A 22,080-nucleotide genomic window follows, 5' to 3' on the forward strand; every position below is an offset into this window, starting at 1 on the left:
GTTCGCGGGACGAGCCTGACGCCTTCCCCGCGAACGGCGGTCCGGACCGCCCGCGACGCGGGCGATCCGGCCGGGCGCCGACGTTACTGGCGGTAGCCGAGGTTGGTCAGTTCGTCTTCCGCCGCGGCTGCCATCTTGTCGAGCCCCTCGTCCGGCGCGACCTCGCCGGTGAGGATCTGGTAGAAGATCGGGGCGGTTGCCTCGCGCACCTGGGCGTGGAACGGGTAGGGCGGGGCGCCGGCGAACAGCTTCCCGTCGTCCTTCAGCATGGTGTAGTAGCCGCCGAGTTCCTGATCCATCTTCTTGACGCCGGGATCGTCGTAGGTCGCGGTATTGGTGATGCGGGGCGCCGCGACGGCCCAGCCGCTCTGCACCGAATCCTGCCCGATATACTGCAGGAAGAGCAGCGCGGCCTCCTTGTTCTTGGAGGTGACGGGCAGGCCGAAGGCACCGCCGTCGTAGTAGCCGATGTAACCCTTGCCGTTTTCGGCATCCTCCATCACGCCGGGTTCCACCGGCGGCAGTGCGACGCCCACCTTGCCGACCACTTTCGACTTCGAGGGGTCGGAGGCGATCCAGGCGGCGTTCTCGCCATAGACGAGGCCTTGTGCGGCGCGGCCGGCGGCGAAGGTGGTCGCGACCTCCGTCCAGGTCGAGGACGCGGATTCCGGCGGCGCGATGTCGCGCAGGTGCAGCCAGTATTTCAGCGCGGCCTTGGCCTTGTCCGAGTTCATCTGGCCGCCGTTCGCGACGGAAGCAGCGTAGTTGTTGTTGGCGTCGATGCCCCAGTTGTAGACGCCGAAGGTCGGCGCGACGGACTCGAAGAACTCGTACCAGGAGGCCGGGTGGCCGGTATGGGCCTGCGCCGTCGTGCCCCAGAGGTCGCCGCCGTGGTCCTTACCCCACTTGGTGAAGAACTCCGCGATCTGCGTGTAGTCCTCGTGGGTCTTCGCCGGGGCGAGATCCTTGCCGGTTTCCTTCTTGAACGCTTCCTTCGCCGCCGCGTCGTCGAACAGGTCTTTCCGATAGAGGTAGACCTTGATGAAGGCCTCCATTGGCACGCCGAAGAGGTCGCCGTCCTTGTTCTTGAAGTAGTTGGCGAAGGTCGTGAAATGCGACTCGTCGAAATCCGGGGCCTTCAGCGACGCATCGTCCTTCAGCGACTTGGTGACGTCGACCAGGAAGTTGCGGGCGAGATAGGCGTAGATGATGTCTTGCTCGATATAGACCATGTCGTAGATGCCGGTCTTGGCCTCCATGTCCTTGATGGCCTTGTCGTACATCTGGTCCCAGGACGTGGTCTCGATCTCGACCTTGATGCCGGTCTTCTTCTCGAACTCCGGCGCCAGCACGTCCTTGATGTAGTTGGACGGCGGCGTGCTCTCCGTCACGCCGTGCAGGGTCACGCCCTTGTATTTCGCGCCCGCGTCCGACCAGAAGTCGGCCCGCGCCGGCGCGGCGCTCGCCATGAGGCCCACCACGAGGGCAGCCAGACTCAACCCAATCGCTCGTCTCATGCTCTTTCCTCCCCTGATCCCCCGATCCTGCCGGAGCGGGCCATGATCCTTCACCGGTTTCACCGCCGGCACGCGGCGGCGAAAGCTCCTCCTCCAAGGAGCCCGGAACGGCGCTGCCCGTCGAGCGACGGCAGGCCTCGTGCGATTCGTGTAACCCGGATTGAGAATGGAAACAACATTTGTTGCTCGACCACTCAAATTGTGCGGCGCGGGATAGTTCGCGGCGGGATGTCGGACACCTTCAACCGATCGAACCCACGGTCTCCGCGGCGCGCGCGTTCTTCAGTGGCATCTCCACTTGACAGCCGAACGGTTCGAGGACCTTTGTTGGCGCAACCAACAATAACGAGAATCGGGGGGTCCGCATCATGCGCCGGCTCGGCATTCATTCGTTCGTCTGGACGGGCGGCAGCACGCAAGGCGAACTCGAACGGGCGATGGAAAGCTCGGCCGAGTGCGGCTTCAAGCTGATCGAACTCGCCTATCTCCGCCCCGACAAGTTCGATCTGGACAGCCTCGCCCGGCGCGCGAAGTCGCTCGACCTCGACATCGCGGTGACGATGGGCTTGACGCCCGATGCCGACGTCTCCAGCGAGGACGCGGCCGCGGTGAAGCGCGGCGAGGACCTGCTCGCCGGCGTGGTGAAGGCCGTGCGCGACATCGGCGGCGTGACGCTCGGCGGCATCCTCTATTCCGCCCACGGCAAGTACGCCGCGCTGCCGACCGAAGGCGGGCGGCGCAACAGCGTCCAGGCGATCGCCAAGACAGCCGAACTCGCGAAGGCCGCCGGGATCGACCTCGTTCTGGAGGTGGTGAACCGGTTCGAGACCAATCTCCTGAACACCACCGCGCAAGGGCTCGCCTTCATCGAGGCGACAGGATCGGATGCGGTGCGGCTCCATCTCGACACGTTCCACATGAACATCGAGGAGGCGAACCCGGCCGCCGCTATCCGGCTCGCCGGCGACAGGATCGGCTATTTCCATATCGGCGAGAGCAATCGCGGCTATCTCGGCGACGGCACGATCGGCTTCGACGCGATCTTCGATGCGCTGCTCGACATCGACTACCGCCGCGACATCACCTTCGAGTCCTTCTCCGGCGCGGTGGTGGACGAATCGCTGTCGCTCGCCTGCGCCATCTGGCGCGACACCTGGACGGACAGCCTGCCGCTGGCCCGCCACGCCAAGGCGTTCATCGAGCTGAAGCGGGACGAAGCCGCGCGTCGCCAGGCGACCGTCGCGCGGCCTTAAGTCTTCGGAGCGTCGGCATGAGCGACCTCGCGTCGATCGCGAGTTCCCCACGGCGGGTGCGGCAGTCGAACGAGGTGGCGGCGCTCCGGGCGCTGCTGCAGTTCGGATCGCTCAGCCGCGCCGAGCTTGCCCGCAAGCTGCGGCTCAACCGCTCCTCGTCCGGCCATATCATCGCGGGCCTCACCGCCGACGGCCTCGTGCGCGAAGTCGCCGCCGACGCGTCGCCGGAGCGGCCGGGGCGGCTGCGCGCCGGGCGACCGGGCATCCTCTTGCAGCTCGTCCCGGAAGCGAGCTTCTTTCTCGGCGTCGAGATCGGCGTCGAGCATATCAGCGTGGTGGAACTCGACCTCGCGGCGGTCGCGGTCTCGACCAGCGTCGAGCCGCTGGACGGCCCGTCGATCGGCGTCGAGGCGGCGGTGGAGCGTGCCGTGCGCCAGGCGTTCCAGGCCATACCGGAGGAGCGCTGGCACCGCTGCGAGGGCGTCGGCGTCTCGGTTCCGGCGCAGATGAACCGGCACGGCTTCGTCACCGTCGCGCCGCTGCTCGGCTGGCGCGAACTCTACCCGGCCGAGATCGTCCGGCAGGCGCTGCCGATCCGGGTGCCGGTGCTCGCCGAGAACGACGCCAACGCCTTCGCCATCGGCGCCGGCTACGGCCGTCCGTCCAGCGAAACGGGCGTCACCCTGTTCATCGTGCTCGAAAGCGGCGTCGGCGGCGGCATCATCGTCGACGGGACCCTCCTGCGCGGCGCGCACGGACTAGCGGGCGAGATCGGTCATCTGAACATCGGCGATGGATCGTGGCGCTCGCTCGAACAGGCGATCGGCCTGGAGGCCATCGTGCGCGCCTGTCGCGAGGGCGGCGGCTCGGGGCGCTTCGGCGATTTCGTCGCGGACGTCCGCGACCGCGTGCCGAGCGCCGTCGCCATCGCGGAAAGCTGGGCGCGGGCGCTCGCCTTCGGTCTCGCGCAGACCTGCCGCGTCGTCGATCCGGACCGGGTCGTGCTCGGCGGCTCCGTCGCGGCGCTCTATCCGCTGGTCGCGGCGCGGGTCACGGCGCATATGCAGGAGTTCCAGGCCTCGACCTTCCCGACGCCGCGGATCACCGTCAACGAGGATGCCGCGTCCGGCGCCGCCTTCGGCGCGGCCTGCATGATGCACCGCCGCTACTTCTCGCTCGAAAGCCAGCGCTTTGCGGAAGGAGGCGCCGACGAGGATGACGAAGGATCGGCAGGGGTGGGCGGGGGCCGAGACCAGCCCTATCCTGCTTCGGCCGCGTAATATGTTGTCGGTCCATACAATGGCGGTTAGCTTCCGCCCGGGACCGTGGGCGATTCGTCGCCGGCCGCACGTCGCATGCGGCGGAAGAGGCGCCGCGGCGGGATCGCGAACCGGCGAGGGAGGACGAGCGGGAATGGATATGCTTGCCGTTGCCGGGGAGGCGGGCCGTGACTGAGCGGCCACCTATCGCGCCGGATGCGCTCGGCCCGACCGTGGTGATCGGCGAGATCCTCGTCGAGATCATGGCGACGACGCGGGGCGAGGGCTTCCGCCAGCCGATCGGGCTCGTCGGCCCGTTCCCGAGCGGCGCGCCGGCGATCTTCGTCGACCAGTGCGCGCGGATCGGCGGTTCGGTCGGGATGGTCGCATGCGTCGGCGACGACGATTTCGGCCGTCTCAACGTCGAGCGGCTGCGTGCGGCCGGCGCGGACGTATCCGCCGTCGCAGTCAGCCCGGACTATCCGACCGGCAGCGCCTTCGTGCGCTATCGCACGGATGGATCGCGAGACTTCGTCTACAACATCGCGAAGTCGGCGGCGGCGCTGATCGCGGCGACCCCGGCGGCCGAGGCGCTCTTCGCCCGGGCCGGCCACTTGCACGTGATGGGCACGGCCTTCGCCATTCCGGGCGCGTGGGAGATCACCGAAGAGGCCTTAAGGGCGGTGCGGGCGCGGGGCGGCAGCGTCTCGTTCGATCCGAACCTGCGCAAGGAACTCCTCGCGCAGGGGCAGACGGCGGCGCGCTTCGCGCAACTGATCGACAGCGCCGACTTGCTTCTCCCCTCCGGCGACGAGCTGTTCGTCGCGGCCGGCGTCGACCGCGAGGCGGAGGCCGTCGCGGCGCTGTTCCGGCGCGGCGTCGCCGAGATCGTGCTGAAGCGCGGCGCAGAGGGCTCCAGCGTCTTCCAGGCCGGCGGCGGGCGCTTCGACGCGCCCGCCTTCGCGGTGGAGGAGGTCGATCCGACCGGGGCCGGCGACTGCTTCGGCGGCGCCTACGTCGCCTGTCGCCGCCTCGGCCTCCAGCCGGCGCAAGCGCTCGAATACGCCAACGCCGCCGGGGCACGGAACGTCTCGGTGCTGGGCCCGATGGAAGGCACGGGCACCCGCTCCGAACTGGACGACTTCATCGCGCGAACGCCGCGCGTCGCCTGAGTCCGGCCGAGCCGGGGCGGGACGTGATCATTCGAAACGGGAGGACTCCATGAGCGGCAAACTTTCGGGCAAGGTCGTGGCGATCACCGGCGCGGCGTCCGGCATCGGCCTCGCCTGCGCCAGGGAATGCCTGGAAGCCGGCGCGCGCGTCGTCCTGGTGGACCGCGCCGCGGGTGAACTCGAGAAGCTGCGTGCCGAACTCGGGCAGAACGCCATTCCGGTCGTGGTCGACCTCCTCGACCCGGCGAGCGTCGCGACGATGATGCCGCAGATCCTGGAGAAGGCCGGGCAGCTCGACGTCTTCCACGCCAATGCCGGCTCCTATATCGGCGGCGACCTCCTCGACAGCCATCCGGACGACTGGGACCGGATGCTCCAGCTCAACGTCAACGCCGTGTTCCGCACCGTCCACGCCGTCCTGCCGCACATGGTCGAGCGCCGCACCGGCGACGTCGTCGTCACCAGCTCGGTCGCCGGACACGAGCCGATCCACTGGGAGCCGATCTACACGGCCTCGAAGAACGCGGTCTACGCCTTCGTCCACGCCACTCGCCGCCAGTTCGCCAAGCACGGCGTCCGCGTCGGCATGGTGTCGCCCGGCCCGGTGATGACCGCGCTCGTGCAGGACTGGCCGAAGGAAAACCTCGACCGGGCGATCGCCGCCGGCAACCTGATGGACGCGAAGGAGGTGGCCGAGGCGGTGCTGTTCATGCTGACGCGCACGCGCAACGTCACCATCCGCGACGTCGTGATCCTGCCGGCGGGCTTCGACGTCTGAGGGCTGCCGCGACTTGCGGGAATGAACATGGAACGGGAGGATCATATGCCGACGAAACGGTTTCAGGTGGACGGGCAGGTGGCGGTGGTGACCGGCGGCGGTCGGGGCATCGGCCTCGCGAGCGCGGAGGCGCTGGCGGAGGCGGGCGCACGCCTCGTCCTGATCGAGCCGCAGGCGGACGCCGGCGAGGCGGGGCGCGCGGCGCTGGAGGCGAAGGGCTTCGAGGCGGAGGCGCTTGTCGGCGACGTCACGTCCTCGGCGCGGATGACCGAGATCGCCGACATGCTTGCCGCGCGCGGCACGCCGGCGACGATCCTCGTCAACAATGCGGGAATCGGCGAGACCGGCTTCTCCTCGCAGGACGTCGAGGACGCGCATTGGCTGCGGACGATGAACGTCAACGTCAACGGCGTGTTCTGGTGCTCGCGCGCCTTCGGCCGTCACATGCTGGCGGCGAAACGCGGCGCGATCGTCAATCTCGGCTCGATGTCCGGCACGATCTGCAACCGGCCGCAGCCGCAGACGCCCTACAACGTCTCGAAGGCGGCCGTGCACCACATGACGCGCTCGATGGCGGCGGAATGGGCGCCGCACGGCGTGCGCGTCAACGCCGTCGCGCCGACCTATATCGAGACGCCGATGGTGCTGGCGAACCCGGCCAATGCCGACCGCATCCCGATCTGGCTGAACGATACGCCGATGGGGCGCATGGGGCAGGCAGAGGAGGTGGCGAACGCCGTCCTGTTCCTCGCCTCCGACGCCGCGAGCCTGATCACCGGCGCGATCGTGCCCGTCGACGGCGGCTTCACCTGCTGGTGAGCCGGTAGCCCCTAGAGGAGGCTCGCCTCGACGAGCGTCCTCGAATAGTCGGCATGGGTGCGCCCGGCGCGAAGATCGTCCCGGGTCAGCTCGTCGACGAAGACGCCGTCCCGCATGACGAGGGCGCGGTCGCACATGTGCGCGATCACCGCGAGGTCGTGACTGACGAGTACGCAGGTGAGCTCCCGCTCGTCGCGAAGGTCGGCAAGGACGTTCAGCACCTCCGCCTGCACCGACACGTCGAGCGCCGAGGTCGGCTCGTCGAGAAGGAGGATCGGCGGCTCCAGCATCAGCGCCCGCGCGATCGCGACGCGCTGGCGCTGGCCGCCGGAGAGCTCGTGCGGAAAGCGCTCGGCGAAACCGGCCGGCAAGCCGACCTGGGTCAGCGCCGGTCCGACGCGGTCCCAGCCCGGCCCACGCCCCATCGCCCGGATCGGCTCGGCGAGGACGCGCCCGATGCGGTGGCGCGGATGGATCGAGCCGTAGGGATCCTGGAACACCATCTGCGCCAGCGCGAGCTCGTCGCGGGCGCGCTCCCGGCCGACCGGCCGGCCGTCGAACGCGATGCCGCCCTCCCAGTGCCGGTCGAGCCCGGCGAGCGAGCGCAGCACCGTGGACTTGCCGCAGCCGGACTCGCCGACGATGCCGAGCGTCTCGCCTTTCGCCACCGCGAAGGATACGCCCTTCACCACGTCCCGCCGCGCGACGCCCGTGCCGAAGGCGACGCGGAGGTCCCGGACCTCGATCATGCGTCCTCCATCGCGGCCGCGATCGCCTGCCGGTCGAGCGTCTGCAGCCGGCGCACCGGCCGGCGGGGATCCGGCATCGCCGCGATGAGGCCGCGCGTATAGGGGTGGCGGGCGTCTTCGAGCCGCGTCAGCTCCTCGACCGCCCGGCCGCCGTACATCACGATGATCCGCTGGCAGAAGGCCGCCACCATGCGGATGTCGTGGCTGATCAGGATCAGCCCGGCTTCCTGCTCGCGCACCAGCTCGTCGAGGAGCTTCAGGACGTCGCCGCGCACCGAGACGTCGAGCGCCGAGGTCGGCTCGTCGGCGATGACGAGGCGCGGGCGGGCGAGCAGCATCATCGCGATCATCACGCGCTGGCCCATCCCCCCGGAAATCTGGTGCGGGTAGAGCGCCATCGTGCGCCGGACGTCGGCGATGCGCACGCGCTCCAGCATCGCGGCCGCGCGCTCGCGGGCCTCGCGCGGGTTCGCCTTCCCGTGCAGGCGTGCTGCTTCCGCGACCTGCGCGCCGACGGTCACGACCGGGTTCAGCGAATAGCGCGGGTCCTGCATGATCAGCGACATGCGCCCGCCGCGAAGGCCGCGCATCCGCCGCTCGCTTTGCCCGAGCAGCGGCTCGCCCTCGAAGTCGAGCGTGCCGGCCTCGACGCGCGCGGAGGCGGGAAGGAGGCGCATCACGGCGCGGCCGAGCGTCGACTTGCCGGAGCCGGATTCCCCGACGATGCCGAGCCGCTCGGCCCCGAGATCGAAGCCGACTCCCCTCACCGCCGGGACGCCGGCCCGGCCGAAGCGCACCGTCAGGTCGCGAACGCGAAGGATCGGTTCAGCCGCGGGCATGGCGGGGGTCCAGGATGTCGCGCATGGCGTCGCCGGCGAGATTGAAGGCGAGGCTGGTGACGAGGATCGCGACGCCCGGCATCACCGCGATCCACCAGGAATCCAGCATGAACTTGCGCCCGTTCGAGATCATCGCGCCCCATTCGGGGGCGGGCGGCTGCGCGCCGAGGCCGAGGAAGCCGAGCGCCGCGGCGGTGAGGATGATGCCCGCCATGTTCAGCGTCAGCCGCACCACGACGGAGGGCACGCACATCGGCGCGATGTAGCGCACGAGGAGCCGCCAGGGCGACGCGCCGTAGAGCCGGGCGGCCGCGACATAGTCGGCGTTCCGCACGATCAGCGTCTCGGCCCGCGCCAGGCGGGCGATCGGCGGCCAGCCGGTCAGCGAGATCGCAACGATCGCGGTCTCGAGCCCCGCGCCCAGCGCCGCCGCGAAGGCGAGCGCCAGGATCAGCGACGGGAAGGACAGGACGATGTCGGTGAAGCGCATCAGGATCGCGTCCGTCCAGCCGCCGACGAAGCCGGCGACGATGCCGATCAGCAGCCCGACCGGGCCGACGATCAGCGAGACGGCGAGCACGGTCTGGATGGTGATCCGCGTGCCGTAGATCAGCCGGGACAGGATATCGCGGCCGAACTCGTCCGTGCCAGCCCAGTGCTGCCAGCCCGGCGGCTGCTGCGCGCCGGCGAGATTCTGCGCGACCGGGTCGTAGGGCGCGATCAGCGGCGCCAGGATCGCGACCACGACGAGGAGCGCGAGGATGGCGAAGCCGAACAGGCCGAGCGGCTCGGCGGCGAGCTTGGCGAGCATGCCCTTCAAGCTGCCGGCGAGGCGAGGCGCGCTCGTCGCCGGCTCGGCCGCGTGCGCGGGGAGGGTGTCCTCGACGGTCATGCCCGCACCTCGCGGGTGCGTGGGTCGAGAACGAGGTAGGCGAGGTCGGACAGGAAGTTGAGAGCCATGAAGATGACGCCGATCACGAGGGTTCCGGCGAGGATCGCGTTCATGTCGCCGATCATCAGCGCGTTGGTCATGTACTGGCCGATGCCGGGCCAGGAGAACACGATCTCGGTGACGACCGCGCCTTCGAGCAGCGCGCCGTAGGAGATGGCGAGGACGGTGACGAGCTGCACGGCGATGTTCGGCGCGAGATGCCGGAGAATGATGCGCCCGTTCGAGGCCCCCTTGGCCCGCGCCGCGACGACGTAGTCCTGGTTGAGCTGTTCCAGCGTGAAGGCGCGCGTCATCCGCGTGATGTAGGCCATCGCCGAATAGGCGAGGATCGAGGCCGGCAGGATGATGTGGTGGACGGCGTTCCAGAAGGTCTCCGTGTCGCCGGCGAGCAGGCTGTCGACGAGGAGGAGGCCCGTCCGCGGCTCGACGAGGCCTTCGAGATAGACGTCGACCCGGCCGGGGCCGCCGACCCAGTTCAGCGTCGCGTAGAAGATCACGAGGCCGACGATGCCGAACCAGAAGACCGGGATCGAGTGGCCGACGAGGGCGACGACACGCGCCGTCCGGTCGATCCAGGTGTCGCGGAAGAAGGCGGCAAGCATGCCGAGCGGCACGCCGATCAGCGTCGACAGGATGATCGCGAGCGTCGCGACCTCCAGCGTCGCCGGGAAGGCCTCGCCGAGGTCCTTCGTCACCGGGTTGCCGGTCAGGATCGCGGTGCCGAGGTCGCCGTGAAGGAGCGAGGTCAGGTAGATCCAGAACTGCTGCAGGAGCGGCAGGTCGAGCCCGAGGCGCGCCCGCATCGCCGCGTAGGCGGCGGGGTCGGCGAGTTCTCCCACCACCGCGCCCACCGGATCGGCCGGCAGGACTCGGCCGATCACGAAGGTGAAGACGAGGAGCACGAACAGGCTGACCAGAAGCTGGCCGATCCGCTTGGCGAGCTCCGCGCCGGTGAACTCACGCATGACGGGCCGCCGGGCTCACTCGGCCGCCTTCGTGACCTTGTCGAGCCGCGTCAACTGCTGCGGATCGCCGACATAGCCTGCGACGCGGGCACTGACGACGATCGGCTCGAAGCGCTCGAAAAGCGGCAGGACCGCCGGCTTCGAGGCGACGAACTTCTCCTGCAGCTCCTTCGTCATCGCGGCGCGCTTCGCGTCGTCGCGCTCGCGGTTCGCGGCTTCGCGCAGACTGTTCAGCTCCGGGATGTCCCAGGCCGAGCGCCAGACAAAGTTGCCGGCGTTGTTGGCTTCCAGGCGGTTGTCCGGGTTGTTGGTGAAGTTGTCGAGCGCGCCGAGCGCGGTCGGCGTCAGCGGGCTCGCCTGCGGGATCAGGAGATCGAAGTTGCGGGCGCGGTGCGCCGCGACGATGTCGGAGCCGTTGCCCTGCTGGATCGAGACCTTGATGCCGATCTGGGCAAGGTTCGCTTGGATCGCCGTCGCCATGTCGACGCGCGGGTTCTGCGCGATGGTCTTCAACGTCAGCGAGAAGCCGCCCGGATAGCCGGCGTCGGCCAGGAGCTTCTTCGCCTTCTCCGGCTGGAACGACCAGTCCGGGTTCGGGATCGCGCCCTGCCAGTCCTCCGGCACCGGCACGTTGCGGGCGCGACCGTAGGGCCCGACGATCGAATCCGCGATACCCTTGTAGTCGATGCCGTAGGCGATCGCCTCGCGCACTTCCGGCTTCGACAGGGGTTCCTTGCCGGCGTTCATCGACAGAACGTAGAAGCCGCCGGTCTTGACCTCCTCGATCCGGAAGCCCGGCTTGTTCTCGAAGGTCTTCACGTCGGAAGCGGTCAGCGCGTTGGCGATGTCGATGTCGCCGCGCTCCAGCATCAGGCGGGCCGCCTGGCTTTCCGGCGCGTGCCGCATGATGATGCGGCGCATCGCCGGCTTACCGCCCCAGTAGTCGCCGTTCGCCTCCATCAGGATGATGTCGTTCGGCCGCCAGCGCGCCAGCGTATAGGGGCCGGAGCCGGCGGCGTTGGTGCGCAGCCAGGCGTTGCCGTAGTCGTCGCCGGTGGCGTTGCCCTTCACCTCTTCGCTGTCGACCACGCTCGCGACGCCGTAGGCCAGCCGGTAGAGCAGGGCGTCGGGCACCACCTTGTCCGTCATCTCGATGCGGAAGGTCCGGTCGTCCGGGGCGGACACCATCTTCTCGATATTGTCGGCGTCGTAGCCGGCGCTCTTCATGTAGGCCGAGGAGGACTGGTTCAGCTTCATCAGCCGGACGAGCGAGTAGACGACGTCCTTCGCCGTCACCGGATTGCCGGAGGCGAACGTCGCCTCGCGCAGGCGGAAGGTGATGCCCTTGTCGTCGACCTGCCAGCTTTCCGCGAGTTGCGGCTTGATCTTGTTGCCGTCGGCGGTATCGACGGTGACGAGCCGGTCGTAGAGGTTGGCGATCACCTCCTGCGATTTCGGCTCGGTCGCCTGCTGCGGATCGAGCGACAGGACCTGCGCCAGCGAGGTGCCGATCACCAACTGGTCGGCGGGCGTTTCGGCGAGCGCGGGCGCGCCGGCACCGAGCGGCATCGCGGCTGCGAATCCGGCTGCGATGCCGGCCGCGGCCAGGCGCGAACGAAAGCTCTTCATGCAACCTCCCGAAGCGTGTAAGCTGTCGTTGTGTGACGACACTCGTACGTCATATTATGTTTGCGCCAAATCCGTGCCTTTGCAAGAGGGGCGTCGAATTGCTGGACGGAACGAACGATGGAGAAGCTGGAGGCAGCGGCCCGAAACGGCGGCCGCGCCTGTCGCAGACGCTGGTGGACGACCTGCGCCGCCGCATCGAGGCCGGGACGCTCGTCGCCGGCGCGCGCTTGCCGACGGAGGGCCAACTCGAAGCGCAGTTCGGCGTCAGCCGAACCGTGGTGCGCGAGGCGGTGGCCGAACTCCGGGCGGCCGGGCTGGTGACCCCGATGCAGGGAAAGGGCGTCTTCGTCGCCGAACAGCCCTTCGCGCTGTCGGTCCCTCTGACGCCGAGCGAAGCGCGCAACATCCCGCAGACCTTGGAAATGCTGGAGTTTCGCATCGCAGTCGAGACCGAAGCCGCGGCGATCGCCGCCTATCGGCGCTCGGCTGAAGAGGAGGATGCGATCCGCACCGCGAACGCCCGGATGGCCGAGCGGATCGAGGCCGGGGAGCCGACCGCGGACAGCGATTTCGCCTTCCACGTGGCCATCGCCACCGCCACCAGCAACCGTTTCTTCACCGAGGTGCTCGGCCGCTTCGGGCCGCGCGCCATCCCGCGCAGCCAGTTCCCGACGCTGCCGGGCGCCAACGATCCGCAATACATGCTGGCCGTCCTCGCCGAACACGAGCACATCCTCGACGCGATCGCCGATCAGGAGCCGGAGGCCGCACGGGCGGCGATGCGCCAGCATCTCGTCGGCAGTCAGCGGCGATATCGGCAACTGGCGCGATAAGGCTCGACAAGCGTCAAAAATTCATACTATGTCATACTTCATAGCAGGAGGTTGGGCATGTATGTGGGAACGCAGCTCGCGGCGCGAGACGACGACGACTACCTCGTCTGGGCGCAACTCGGCATCAAGCACATCTGCGCCGACCCCGCGACGACGCCCGGCACCTGGACGCTCGCCGATCTCGAGCGCCTGCGGGACAAGGTCGAGAGCTTCGACCTCGTCCTCGACATGATCCAGATCCCGCTGCCCTCGAACCCGATCGAGAAGGCGACCTGGCCCGATATCCTGCTCGCCGGTCCCGAGCGCGACCGGCAGATCGACGCGGTCTGCAAGCTGATCGAGGATTGCGCGAGCGCCGGCATCCCCGCCGCGAAGTACAACCTCAACCTCATCGGCATTCCGCGCACCCCGGACGAGCCGGGACGCGGCGGCTCGATGAACGCCTCGTTCCGCTGGGAGAAGACCGACCAGCAGGCGGTGCCCGGCCTCGCCGGCACCTTGTCCGAGGACGAGAACTGGGAGCGTATCGACTATTTCCTCGAGCGCGTCGTGCCGGTGGCGGAAGCGAACCGCGTCCGGCTCGCCTGCCACCCGCACGATCCCTATACCCCGCCGGGCTACAAGGGCGTCACCCGCGTGCTCGGCACGGTCGACGGCCTGAAAAAGTTCGTCCAAATGCGCGAGAGCCTCTATCACGGGCTGAACTTCTGCCAGGGCACCGTCGGCGAGATGCTGGACGATCCGCGCTCCGAGATCGACGACGTGATCCGCTGGTTCGGCAGCCGGAACAAGATCTTCAACCTGCATTTCCGCAACATCCGCGGCCGCAAGCTCTCGTTTATGGAGACCTTCCCGGACGAGGGCGACATGGACATGGCGCGCTCGCTGAAAATCTACCGCGAGGTCGGCTACCGCTACATGATCATGCCCGACCACGTGCCGACGATCAGCGGCCGCGATCCCCAGGGCGTCGCCTTCGCCTTCTGCTACGGCTACACCGCCGCGCTGCTCCAGGCGCTCGACAGCTACGCCGCCTGATCCGCCTGGCCCTTTCCACGGACATTCGAGCATGACTCCCAACGAGCTGAAGACCGCGCTCGGCAGCGGCCTCCTGTCGTTTCCCGTGACCGCCTTCACACCTGACCTCGCCTTCGACGAGGACAGCTACCGCGCGCATATCGACTGGCTGGACGACTATGGCGCGGCGGCGCTCTTCGCGCCGGGCGGCACCGGCGAGATCTTCTCGCTGACGCCGGCCGAGGTGGAGCGGGTGACGCGGGCAGCGAAGCTCAGCGCCGGGCGGACGCCCATCCTCGGCGGCGCGGCCTACGGCACGGCGATGGCGGTGGAGATGGCGCGGGGCGCCGAGCGGGCCGGGGCGGACGGCATCCTCCTCCTGCCGCCCTACCTGATGTTCGCCGAGCAGGAGGGGCTGGCGGCGCATGTGAAGGCGGTCTGCGACGCGGTCGGCATCGGCGTCGTCGTCTACAACCGCGACAACTGCATCCTCACCGTCGGCACGATCGCGGCACTGGCCGAGGCGTGCCCGAACCTCATCGGCTTCAAGGACGGCCACGGCGAGGTGGACCGGGTGATCGAGATCACCACGAAGCTCGGCGACCGTCTCGTCTATATCGGCGGCATGCCGACGCACGAACTCTACGCGCAGGCCTATTTCGCGGCCGGCGTCACCACCTATTCCTCGGCGGTGTTCAACTTCGTGCCGGACCTCGCGCAGCGCTTCTACAACGCGCTCCGCACCGGCGAGAAGGCGACCACCGACGCGATCCTGAACGACTTCTTCTTCCCGCTCGTGCGTCTGCGCAATCGCCGGCGCGGCTACGCCGTGTCAATCATCAAGGCGGGGCTCGAAGCGCGCGGCCGGCGCGCCGGGCCGGTGCGGCCGCCGCTGACCGACCTGACCGCCGACGAGATGCGCGAACTCGAAGCGCTCGTCGCGCGGTTCGCCTGAAGCGGCGACGCGACGATGCCGGAAAGCCGAAGCACCTTCTCGCATTCGCGCGCCGATTTCGGGCCGGATTTCGCGTTCGGCGTCGCCACCGCCGCCCACCAGATCGAGGGCGGCTGGACGGACGGGTGCGGCGCGTCGATCTGGGACCCGTTCGCCGCGACGCCCGGCAACGTGCGGAACGGCTCGACCGCAGCGACCGCCTGCGATCACTACCACCGCTGGAAGGAGGACCTCGACCTCGTCCGCGACGCCGGCTTCGAAGCCTACCGCTTCTCCTTCGCCTGGACGCTCGTCGACAACTTCGAATGGGCCGAAGGTTTCGCGCCGAAGTTCGGCCTCGTCGGCATGGATCCCGAGACGCTGGATCGCCTGCCGAAGGAAAGCTGGCACGCTTTCCGGACCATGCTGGCCCGCTGAGGGAAAGACGACGCGGACCGGCATCCGCAGTCGCGAAGAGTGCGCCGGCGAGACCGGATGCCGCGGCGGTCGGGGTGCAAAAGCCGCCCGCCGCCCCATCTAGGGAGGCCCTCCCGTTCCGCCGCCTCCCAAGGTTCCGCATGATCGTTGCCCAAGCCGAAACTACCGCCACCGATCCCGCCGCCGTCGATGCGCTCGCCGCCCAGGCGCCGAAGACGGTGGATCAGGCGGTGCGCGTCGATCCGGCCTTCGTTCTGTCGAAGGTCGAGTCCTGGGTGGTCGGCGCGCAGCAGCTCCTGCCGAACATCCTCGTCGCGCTCGTCGTCTTCGCGCTCTTCTTCGCCGTCGCCTGGGCCGTGCAGCGCAGCCTCGCGGCCTGGGCCGACAAGCACGGCCGCTCCAATCTCGGCGACGTGCTCGGCTCCTTCCTGAAATGGCTTGTCCTGACGGTCGGCCTCCTCCTGTCGCTCACCATCGTCATTCCCTCGCTCAATCCCGGTGATCTCATCGCCGGCCTCGGCATCGGTTCGGTGGCGATCGGCTTCGCGTTCAAGGATATTCTGCAGAACTGGCTGGCTGGCCTCCTCATCCTCATCCAGCGGCCGTTCGACGTCGGCGACCAGATCATCCTCAACGATTTCGAGGGCACGGTGGAGTGGATCGAGACACGCGCGACGATCATTACCACCTTCGACGGGCGGCGCGTCATCCTGCCGAACGCCGACGTCTATTCCAGCGCGGTGATGGTCAACACCGCCTATCGCGTCCGCCGTTCGCAATACGATGTCGGCATCGGCTACGGCGACGACCTCGACGAGGCGCGGCGCGTGATCGTCGAAGCCGTCCGGCAGGTCGAAGGGGTCGACAAGGAGAAACCGCCGGAAACGCTGGTCTGGGATCTGGCCGCTTCCAGCGTCAACATCCGCGTCCGCTGGTGGACGGATTCGAAGCGCGCCAATACCCTCGTCGTGAAGAGCGCCGTGATGCTGGCGATCAAGCAGGCGCTGGATGCCGCCGGCATCGACATGCCCTATCCGACGCAGGTGACGCTGTTCCACAACCAGACCGAAGACGCCGACCGCGACCGCCTCCGCCACCGCGAAGGCTGGCCGGCACCGCGCGAGGGGAACGGGGCCGCGTCTTCGCGGCAGTAGCGTCACACAAGCTCCGTCGTTGCTCCGACGCGCGACGCTTGTGCGGGCGATGATTTTCACCTCACGAAAACGGGAACGGTATATGCGCAGAAGCCTTTCCGGTCTGTGACCCATAAGCGCGCCGGCGTGTGTCGAGCCGCCGGTGCCAGCAGGAACGAGCTTCATGTCGGATACGACCTATCATCCCGCCGCCGTCCGCGAGCCCGCGACGGTGGCGCCCGCCTACGCCGTGCCGCCGCGGCGCGTCTCGTGGGGGGCGATCATCGCGGGGGCGATCATCACCTTCGTGGTGCAGATCATGCTCGGCCTGCTCGGCATCGGCATCGGCCTTTCGACCGTCGATCCGGCCGGCAACGGCGCCCCGACCCTGTCCACCCTCGGCACGAGCACCGGCATCTGGGCCATCGTCACCGTCCTGATCGCGACCTTCATCGGCGGCTACTCGGCGGCGCGGCTGTCCGGCGTGTTGACGCGCGGCGAGAGCGTCCTCCACGGCGTCGTCACCTGGGCGACCTCGACGCTCCTGATCGTCTATCTCCTGACCAGCGGCGCCGGCTCGATCATCTCCGGCACGTTGGGTACGGTCGGCTCGTCGTTCAGCGCCATCGGCAGCGCAGTGCAGGCGGTCGCGCCGAATTCGCTGGCCGGCCTGCCGGAGGGGCTGCAGAACCAGGCGCGCGATCTTCTCCGCCGCGGCGAGCAACAGGGTCAGCAGGCCGTGAACCAGGCGCAACAACAAGGTCAGCAGGCTGCCGATCAGGCCCGGCAGGCGACCGGCGAGCCGGACCTGACCCGTGCCATTCCGGAGATCGTGCGCGGGTTGGCCCCCAACGCCACGCCCGAGCAGCGGCAGGCGGCAGTGACCGTGGTCTCGCAGCAGGCCGGCATCCCGCAGCAGGAAGCCGAACAGCGTCTCCAGCAGTTCCAGGGCCAGTACAACCAGGCGCTGGACCAGGTGAAGCAGACGGCCGACGCCTCCGCAAAGAACGTTTCCACCGCCGCCTTCGCCGGCTTCGTGGCGCTGCTCGTCGGCGTCATCGTCGCGGCGATCGGCGGGGCGGCCGGCCGCCCGCGTCTGCCCGCGACTCATCGAGTGACTGCGTAAACCACCGATTTCACATCTGAAAAGGCCGGGGCGGCGCTGTCGCCCCGGCCTTTCGCGTGTCCGGGCGGGTCGAACCGGCAATTGCGGGCAACACGCAAATGGTGTCCCGGAAGCCACACTCGCGATCCGTTATCATTTCGTTAACACGGTTTTATTTGCTCACTAATCTCAATGCCCGCAATGGTAGCTCATGCTCGCTGCGGAACAGCAACTCGCGGAAACCTTCGCCCGCATGGCCTGCGAGGTGCTGATCGGGCAGGTCGGCGTCGAGCAGGCCTATCGCGAAATCTCGGCCCTGTTCGCCGCGGCGGACGAGGATCTCCGCCAGATGTACATGGAGATCATCGCGGTGATGGAGTTGGTGCGGTCCGGCGCGCGCGGCTGATCGCCCGAACGAAAATACCGCCGGCTCGGTGCTTTCGTCTCGTTCGAAGGTTGACCCGGCCGCCTCGTCCCCAACATTCCGACCCGACCGGCGCAACGGGAGGGGAGCGGCCGAGATGCCGAAATTTGCCGTCGTGGGGCTCGACCACGGCCATGCCTTCGACCACGTCAAGGGGCTGATCGCCGCCGGGGCGGAATTCGCCGGCTACTGCCCGCAGACGACCGTCCCGGCCCTGCTGGAGCGGTTTCGCGAGACCTATCCCGAGGCGCCGGAACTCGATCGCGACCGCATCTTCGACGACCCGTCGATCGGCATCGTCTGCATCTCGGCGGTGCCGCGCGAGCGCGCCGGCCTCGCCTGCCGCGCGATGCGGGCGGGCAAGGACGCGATGCTCGACAAGCCGGGCGTCACCACGGCGGCGCAGCTCGACGAGGTGAAGCGCACCGTCGCCGAGACCGGCCGTATCTTCTCCGTCTGCTTCTCGGAGCGTCACGGCGTGCGCTCGGCGGTGAAGGCCGGGAAACTCGTGGCGGAGGGCGCGATCGGCCGGGTGATCCAGACGATCGGCATGGGGCCGCACCGCCTGCAACTGCCGACCCGGCCGGACTGGTTCTTCGACCCGGACGCCTTCGGCGGCATCATCGTCGACATCGCCTCGCACCAGATCGACCAGTTCCTGTTCTACACCGGCTCGGAAACCGCCGAGGTGGCGGCGAGCTCGATCGGCAATTTCGGCATGCCGGAAAAGCCCGCCTTCCAGGATTTCGGCGAGGTGCTGCTGCGCTCGGAGACGGCGTCCGGCTACGTCCGCGTCGACTGGTTCACGCCGGAGGCGCTGCCGACCTGGGGCGACGGCCGCCTGACCATCCTCGGCACGGAGGGCTATATCGAGCTCCGGAAATACATCGACATCGCGGGGCGGCCGGGCAAGGACCACCTGTTCCTCGTGAGCGGCACGGCGATGACCCACATCGACTGCTCCGGCGAGAAGCTCGAATATTTCGACGCCTTCCTCGCCGACGTCCGGGATCGGACGGAAACGGCGATGCCGCAGGCGCATGTCTACGAGGTCTGCCGGCTGTCGGTCGAGGCGCAGGCGAAAGCTGCGCGGATCGGTGGGATCCGGTAGGCGCGGACCATGCTGAAGAGCTTCGAGCATGTCGGCATGACCGTCTCGGACATGGAGCGGACGATCGAGTTCTACTGCGGCCTCCTCGGCCTGGCGCTCACCTTGCGCAAGACGAACGCGGACGGCTCGGAGCTCGCCTTCCTCGATGCCGGCGGCGGCATGCTGGAGATCGTCGCGCCCGCCGGCGGCGCGGCGCCGGCATCCGACGTGCCGCCCGGCACGGCCGGCCTCCGGCACCTGACCTTCCTGTTCGACAGCATCGAAACGGCCTTCGCCCGCCTGGAGGCGGCGGGCGTTACCGTGCGCGAGCGGCCCCGGCTCGCCTTCAACCAAGAGGTCTTCCGGAAGGTCGCCTTCGTCGGCGACCCCGACGGGATCATAGTGGAGCTCGCCGAGCGCGCGAGCTGATCAGGTCGAAGGCGGGCGGTCGAGCGCCGCTCGCAGTCGCGCGCGGCTGAGCGGCAGGTCGCGCAGCCGTATGCCGGTGGCGTCGAGGATGGCGTTGCCGATCGCCGCCGAGGTCGGTCCCTGCGCCGCTTCGCCGGTGCCGAGGAAGGGCTCGTTCGGCCGCTCCATGATGTGCACTTCCACCACGTCCGGTACCGAGCCGAAGCGCAGGATCGGGTAGCTGCCCCAGTCGAGGCTGGTGATGCGCTTTTGATCGAACGCCACTTCCTCGAACAGCGTCCAGCTCATCGACTGGAGAATGCCGCCTTCCGTCTGGTTGCGGATGCCGTCCGGGTTCACCGCCTGGCCGGAATCGATCGCGGCGACGGCTCGGGTCATCCGCACGCGGCCGGTGGAGCGGTCGACCTCCACCTCGACGCCGAGCGCCAGATAGGCGGCGTGGTTCTTGTAGCGCGCGAAGGCGAAGCCGCGGCCGCGGTCGGGGCGCGGCTGCCAGTCGGCCCAGCCGAAGCGCTTCGCCGCCTCCTCGACCACGGCCTTCGCCCGCGGGTCGCCGAGATGGCGCAGCCGGAACTCCACCGGATCGGTCTTCGCCAGCCGCGCCAGATCGTCCATCGACGATTCGAGCGCGAAGACGTTGGCATAGGCGCCGAGCGCGCGCAGTGCCGAGACGCGCACCGGCATGTCGGGCAGGAAATGCCAGAGCACGCGCTTGTTCGGCAGACGGTAGAGCGGGTCGGCGTTGCGGTCGCCGTTGCCGGCCGGCGTGATCTCCAGCTTCGCCGGCTCCGGCGGAAAGGGCTGGGCGAGTTCGCGCGCGGGCAGCAGCGCGCCCGCGCCGCCCGGCCGGGTCGAATGCGTGTTGCTCCAGACGTCGTAGCGCCAGTGCGTGATGCGCCCGTCCGGCCCCAGCGCCGCCTCCACCTCGCCGAGCATCGCCGGCCCCTTCGGCTCGAAGCCGTTCTCCTGCTCGCGCATCCATTGCAGGCGGATCGGCCGGCCGGGGAGGGTGCGCGCGATCAGCGCCGCGTCCGCCGCGGCGTCGTCGGCACCGTTGTGACCGTAGCAGCCGGAGCCGGCCGCGTGGATGACCCGCACCTTTTCGGGCGGCAGGCGCAGCATCGCCGCGACCGCCTTCCGGTCGGGGAAGACGCCTTGCGTGTGCGACCAGACCGTCACCGCGTCGCCCTGCCAATGCGCCACCGCCACGGACGGCCCGATCGAGCCGTGCATCGTATAAGGCCGCGTGTAGCGCGCCTTGAACACGATCGCATCCGGCGGGAACGCGTCGGGCGAGCCGCTTTCCGCCACCGTTCCCACCTCGCGCTCCAGGCCTTTCAGCGTGCCGGCGATGTCGGTCATGTCGGGAAGCCGTGCCGGCTCGTCCCAGCGCGCCGTCGCGGCGAGCGCCCGCATCGCGAGGATCGCCTGGTATTCCCGGTCCGCCGCGACGGCGAGGAAGGTCCCGTCGCGGATCACGGCGACGACGCCCGGCATCCGCTTCGCCGCTTCCTCGTCGACGGAAAGGAGCTTCGCGCCGGGGCCGGGCGGGCGCACGACGCGGGCGTGGAGCATGCCCTCGGGACGCAAATCCTGCAGATAGGCCGGAGCGCCGGTCAGCTTCGCCGGGATGTCCACCCGTGGCAGCGATTTTCCGACATGCCGGAACGCTTGCGGCGGCTTGGTGGGAAGGCCCGGTCGAACCTCGACATGAAGGTCGAGACCGGCGGCGAGGGCGCCATAGCCGAGCGTGCGCCCGTCCGGCGCGCGGACGGCCTTGGCCGCCGCCGCAAGACCCGCTTCGGGCAGGCCGAGCCGCCGCGCAGCCTCCGAGACGAGCAGGAGGCGCACCTCTGCCGCCGCCGCCCGGATCGCCGCGCCGCTGTTCTGCATCGACTGGCTGCCGGCGGTGAAGCCCTCGTCCGGCGTGGCGCCCGTGTCGGCGGTGAGGAGGCGGATGTCGCCGGGCTCGACGTCGAGTTCTTCGGCGGCGATCTGGACGAGCGCCGTCTGGATGCCCTGACCGAGCTCGGCCTTGCCGGTGAAGGCGGTGATCGCCCCGTCCGCGTCGATGCGGATCCAGCTGTCGAGAAGCGGCGCCTTCTTGAAGCTTTCCGATCCGGTCGGCCCGCCGCCGGAAACGCCCATCGGCTCCTGCGCGCGGGCGGGCGAATCGAGCGCGAAGGACACGACGAGCGCGCCGGCGCTCGCCAGGAACCCTCGGCGGTCGAGGGCGAGGGGGGCGCTCACGACGCTTTCCCGCCGTTCGCGGCCGCCGCTTCCCGCATCAGCTCGTCGGCGCGCTTCGCGGCGCGGAGGATGCGCATGTGCGTGCCGCAGCGGCAGAGATTGTATTCGAGAGCGTTGCGAACGTCGCCGTCGCCGGCGTCGGGCTTCTCGCGGAACAGCGCCTCGATCCGCATCATCATGCCGGGAATGCAGAAGCCGCATTGCGCCGCTTGGGTTTCGATGAACGCCCGCTGCACCGGTCCGGGCCTCTCGGCGGTGCCGAGCCCCTCCAGCGTCGTCACCCGGCGGCCCTCGATCAGCAGCGCGGGCATCGAGCAGGAAAGGACCGCCTGCCCGTCGACGATCACCGTGCAGGCGCCGCACTGGCCGAGGCCGCAGCCGTATTTCGCGCCGTTGAGCCCGAGCTCGTCGCGCAGGACGTAGAGAAGCGGCGTCGCCGGGTCGCTGGTGACCGCCCGGTCCGTGCCGTTGACGTTGATCGTGATCGCCATCGCT

22 protein-coding genes are annotated in these 22,080 nt (G+C 69.1%); 14 read left to right on the plus strand and 8 right to left on the minus strand.

Annotated elements, in window-relative coordinates; genetic code table 11:
* Nucleotides 1-83: 83 nt before the first annotated feature.
* Nucleotides 84-1,517, minus strand: coding sequence for an extracellular solute-binding protein (locus F6X38_RS17185; RefSeq protein WP_150971783.1), 1,434 nt, complete (start codon nucleotides 1,515-1,517; stop codon nucleotides 84-86).
* Nucleotides 1,518-1,885: 368 nt separating this feature from the next.
* On the opposite strand from F6X38_RS17185, the gene F6X38_RS17190 reads away from it, so the two are divergent.
* From F6X38_RS17190 to F6X38_RS17210, 5 genes are all read left to right on the plus strand, one after another.
* Nucleotides 1,886-2,770 carry a sugar phosphate isomerase/epimerase family protein gene (locus F6X38_RS17190; protein WP_150971785.1) on the plus strand — a complete coding sequence of 295 codons (885 nt, stop codon included), beginning with the start codon at nucleotides 1,886-1,888 and terminating at the stop codon, nucleotides 2,768-2,770.
* Between the two features lie 17 nt (nucleotides 2,771-2,787).
* Nucleotides 2,788-4,050, plus strand: a complete 1,263-nt coding sequence (locus tag F6X38_RS17195) for an ROK family transcriptional regulator (protein WP_150971787.1) — start codon at nucleotides 2,788-2,790, stop codon at nucleotides 4,048-4,050.
* A gap of 167 nt (nucleotides 4,051-4,217) precedes the next feature.
* The gene (locus tag F6X38_RS17200) at nucleotides 4,218-5,201 is read left to right on the plus strand and encodes a tagatose kinase (protein WP_202618011.1); all 984 of its coding nucleotides are present in this window, start codon (nucleotides 4,218-4,220) and stop codon (nucleotides 5,199-5,201) included.
* Nucleotides 5,202-5,250: 49 nt separating this feature from the next.
* A complete protein-coding gene (locus tag F6X38_RS17205; protein WP_150971789.1) occupies nucleotides 5,251-5,979 on the plus strand; it encodes an SDR family oxidoreductase in 729 nt (242 codons plus the stop codon).
* Nucleotides 5,980-6,024: 45 nt separating this feature from the next.
* Entirely contained in the window at nucleotides 6,025-6,798 is a 774-nt protein-coding gene (locus tag F6X38_RS17210) for an SDR family NAD(P)-dependent oxidoreductase (RefSeq protein ID WP_150971791.1), read from the plus strand.
* An 11-nt stretch (nucleotides 6,799-6,809) separates the two neighbouring features.
* Here the strand turns inward: F6X38_RS17210 and F6X38_RS17215 are convergent, their stop codons facing one another.
* The 5 genes from F6X38_RS17215 to F6X38_RS17235 all read right to left on the minus strand — a co-directional run bounded on the left by F6X38_RS17215 (nucleotide 6,810) and on the right by F6X38_RS17235 (nucleotide 11,932).
* Nucleotides 6,810-7,547, minus strand: coding sequence for an ABC transporter ATP-binding protein (locus tag F6X38_RS17215; RefSeq protein ID WP_150971793.1), 738 nt, complete (start codon nucleotides 7,545-7,547; stop codon nucleotides 6,810-6,812).
* Entirely contained in the window at nucleotides 7,544-8,386 is an 843-nt protein-coding gene (locus F6X38_RS17220; RefSeq protein ID WP_150971795.1) for an ABC transporter ATP-binding protein, read from the minus strand. The genes F6X38_RS17215 and F6X38_RS17220 overlap by 4 nt, the downstream gene beginning before the upstream one ends.
* The gene (locus F6X38_RS17225; protein WP_161992811.1) at nucleotides 8,373-9,197 is read right to left on the minus strand and encodes an ABC transporter permease; all 825 of its coding nucleotides are present in this window, start codon (nucleotides 9,195-9,197) and stop codon (nucleotides 8,373-8,375) included. Before F6X38_RS17225 ends, F6X38_RS17220 begins: the two co-directional genes overlap by 14 nt.
* A 77-nt stretch (nucleotides 9,198-9,274) precedes the next feature.
* Nucleotides 9,275-10,303 (minus strand): ABC transporter permease, encoded by a 1,029-nt coding sequence (locus F6X38_RS17230; RefSeq protein ID WP_150971799.1) that lies wholly within the window; start codon nucleotides 10,301-10,303, stop codon nucleotides 9,275-9,277.
* Nucleotides 10,304-10,318: 15 nt separating this feature from the next.
* A complete protein-coding gene (locus F6X38_RS17235) occupies nucleotides 10,319-11,932 on the minus strand; it encodes an ABC transporter substrate-binding protein (RefSeq protein WP_150971801.1) in 1,614 nt (537 codons plus the stop codon).
* 101 nt (nucleotides 11,933-12,033) lie between these two features.
* On the opposite strand from F6X38_RS17235, the gene F6X38_RS17240 reads away from it, so the two are divergent.
* From F6X38_RS17240 to F6X38_RS17280, 9 genes are all read left to right on the plus strand, one after another.
* Complete coding sequence (locus F6X38_RS17240) at nucleotides 12,034-12,765, plus strand: FadR/GntR family transcriptional regulator (protein ID WP_425482879.1); 732 nt, start codon at nucleotides 12,034-12,036, stop codon at nucleotides 12,763-12,765.
* Between the two features lie 57 nt (nucleotides 12,766-12,822).
* Nucleotides 12,823-13,803 (plus strand): mannonate dehydratase, encoded by a 981-nt coding sequence (locus F6X38_RS17245; protein ID WP_150971805.1) that lies wholly within the window; start codon nucleotides 12,823-12,825, stop codon nucleotides 13,801-13,803.
* A gap of 31 nt (nucleotides 13,804-13,834) precedes the next feature.
* Nucleotides 13,835-14,737: a 5-dehydro-4-deoxyglucarate dehydratase gene (gene kdgD, locus F6X38_RS17250; protein WP_150971807.1), complete on the plus strand. Its 903-nt coding sequence runs from the start codon at nucleotides 13,835-13,837 to the stop codon at nucleotides 14,735-14,737.
* 15 nt (nucleotides 14,738-14,752) lie between these two features.
* Nucleotides 14,753-15,154: a family 1 glycosylhydrolase gene (locus tag F6X38_RS17255; RefSeq protein WP_150971809.1), complete on the plus strand. Its 402-nt coding sequence runs from the start codon at nucleotides 14,753-14,755 to the stop codon at nucleotides 15,152-15,154.
* Nucleotides 15,155-15,294: 140 nt separating this feature from the next.
* The gene (locus F6X38_RS17260) at nucleotides 15,295-16,308 is read left to right on the plus strand and encodes a mechanosensitive ion channel family protein (protein WP_150971810.1); all 1,014 of its coding nucleotides are present in this window, start codon (nucleotides 15,295-15,297) and stop codon (nucleotides 16,306-16,308) included.
* Nucleotides 16,309-16,471: 163 nt separating this feature from the next.
* Complete coding sequence (locus F6X38_RS17265; RefSeq protein ID WP_150971813.1) at nucleotides 16,472-17,413, plus strand: hypothetical protein; 942 nt, start codon at nucleotides 16,472-16,474, stop codon at nucleotides 17,411-17,413.
* Nucleotides 17,414-17,603: 190 nt separating this feature from the next.
* Nucleotides 17,604-17,798, plus strand: a complete 195-nt coding sequence (locus tag F6X38_RS17270; RefSeq protein ID WP_150971815.1) for a hypothetical protein — start codon at nucleotides 17,604-17,606, stop codon at nucleotides 17,796-17,798.
* A 115-nt stretch (nucleotides 17,799-17,913) separates the two neighbouring features.
* Nucleotides 17,914-18,927: a Gfo/Idh/MocA family protein gene (locus F6X38_RS17275; protein WP_150971817.1), complete on the plus strand. Its 1,014-nt coding sequence runs from the start codon at nucleotides 17,914-17,916 to the stop codon at nucleotides 18,925-18,927.
* A 9-nt stretch (nucleotides 18,928-18,936) separates the two neighbouring features.
* The gene (locus tag F6X38_RS17280; RefSeq protein ID WP_150971819.1) at nucleotides 18,937-19,335 is read left to right on the plus strand and encodes a VOC family protein; all 399 of its coding nucleotides are present in this window, start codon (nucleotides 18,937-18,939) and stop codon (nucleotides 19,333-19,335) included.
* Here the strand turns inward: F6X38_RS17280 and F6X38_RS17285 are convergent, their stop codons facing one another.
* Complete coding sequence (locus F6X38_RS17285) at nucleotides 19,336-21,585, minus strand: xanthine dehydrogenase family protein molybdopterin-binding subunit (RefSeq protein WP_246191405.1); 2,250 nt, start codon at nucleotides 21,583-21,585, stop codon at nucleotides 19,336-19,338. It lies immediately after the preceding gene.
* Nucleotides 21,582-22,076, minus strand: a complete 495-nt coding sequence (locus F6X38_RS17290) for a (2Fe-2S)-binding protein (protein ID WP_150971821.1) — start codon at nucleotides 22,074-22,076, stop codon at nucleotides 21,582-21,584. Before F6X38_RS17290 ends, F6X38_RS17285 begins: the two co-directional genes overlap by 4 nt.
* Nucleotides 22,077-22,080 lie beyond the last annotated feature (4 nt).

Origin of the sequence: Plantimonas leprariae (genome assembly GCF_008802405.1) — a bacterium.
GTDB lineage: Bacteria > Pseudomonadota > Alphaproteobacteria > Rhizobiales > Rhizobiaceae > Plantimonas > Plantimonas leprariae.

Bases quoted from the DNA above. Each gene is read 5' to 3' on its own strand.
- F6X38_RS17270 (WP_150971815.1), top strand. From the start codon at position 17,604: ATGCTCGCTGCGGAACAGCAACTCGCGGAAACCTTCGCCCGCATGGCC.
- F6X38_RS17265 (WP_150971813.1), top strand. From the start codon at position 16,472: ATGTCGGATACGACCTATCATCCCGCCGCCGTCCGCGAGCCCGCGACG.
- kdgD (WP_150971807.1), top strand. From the start codon at position 13,835: ATGACTCCCAACGAGCTGAAGACCGCGCTCGGCAGCGGCCTCCTGTCG.
- F6X38_RS17195 (WP_150971787.1), top strand. From the start codon at position 2,788: ATGAGCGACCTCGCGTCGATCGCGAGTTCCCCACGGCGGGTGCGGCAG.
- F6X38_RS17185 (WP_150971783.1), bottom strand. From the start codon at position 1,517: ATGAGACGAGCGATTGGGTTGAGTCTGGCTGCCCTCGTGGTGGGCCTC.
- F6X38_RS17190 (WP_150971785.1), top strand. From the start codon at position 1,886: ATGCGCCGGCTCGGCATTCATTCGTTCGTCTGGACGGGCGGCAGCACG.
- F6X38_RS17225 (WP_161992811.1), bottom strand. From the start codon at position 9,197: ATGCTCGCCAAGCTCGCCGCCGAGCCGCTCGGCCTGTTCGGCTTCGCC.
- F6X38_RS17230 (WP_150971799.1), bottom strand. From the start codon at position 10,303: ATGCGTGAGTTCACCGGCGCGGAGCTCGCCAAGCGGATCGGCCAGCTT.
- F6X38_RS17220 (WP_150971795.1), bottom strand. From the start codon at position 8,386: ATGCCCGCGGCTGAACCGATCCTTCGCGTTCGCGACCTGACGGTGCGC.
- F6X38_RS17235 (WP_150971801.1), bottom strand. From the start codon at position 11,932: ATGAAGAGCTTTCGTTCGCGCCTGGCCGCGGCCGGCATCGCAGCCGGA.
- F6X38_RS17215 (WP_150971793.1), bottom strand. From the start codon at position 7,547: ATGATCGAGGTCCGGGACCTCCGCGTCGCCTTCGGCACGGGCGTCGCG.
- F6X38_RS17280 (WP_150971819.1), top strand. From the start codon at position 18,937: ATGCTGAAGAGCTTCGAGCATGTCGGCATGACCGTCTCGGACATGGAG.
- F6X38_RS17275 (WP_150971817.1), top strand. From the start codon at position 17,914: ATGCCGAAATTTGCCGTCGTGGGGCTCGACCACGGCCATGCCTTCGAC.
- F6X38_RS17290 (WP_150971821.1), bottom strand. From the start codon at position 22,076: ATGGCGATCACGATCAACGTCAACGGCACGGACCGGGCGGTCACCAGC.
- F6X38_RS17210 (WP_150971791.1), top strand. From the start codon at position 6,025: ATGCCGACGAAACGGTTTCAGGTGGACGGGCAGGTGGCGGTGGTGACC.
- F6X38_RS17205 (WP_150971789.1), top strand. From the start codon at position 5,251: ATGAGCGGCAAACTTTCGGGCAAGGTCGTGGCGATCACCGGCGCGGCG.
- F6X38_RS17245 (WP_150971805.1), top strand. From the start codon at position 12,823: ATGTATGTGGGAACGCAGCTCGCGGCGCGAGACGACGACGACTACCTC.
- F6X38_RS17260 (WP_150971810.1), top strand. From the start codon at position 15,295: ATGATCGTTGCCCAAGCCGAAACTACCGCCACCGATCCCGCCGCCGTC.
- F6X38_RS17255 (WP_150971809.1), top strand. From the start codon at position 14,753: ATGCCGGAAAGCCGAAGCACCTTCTCGCATTCGCGCGCCGATTTCGGG.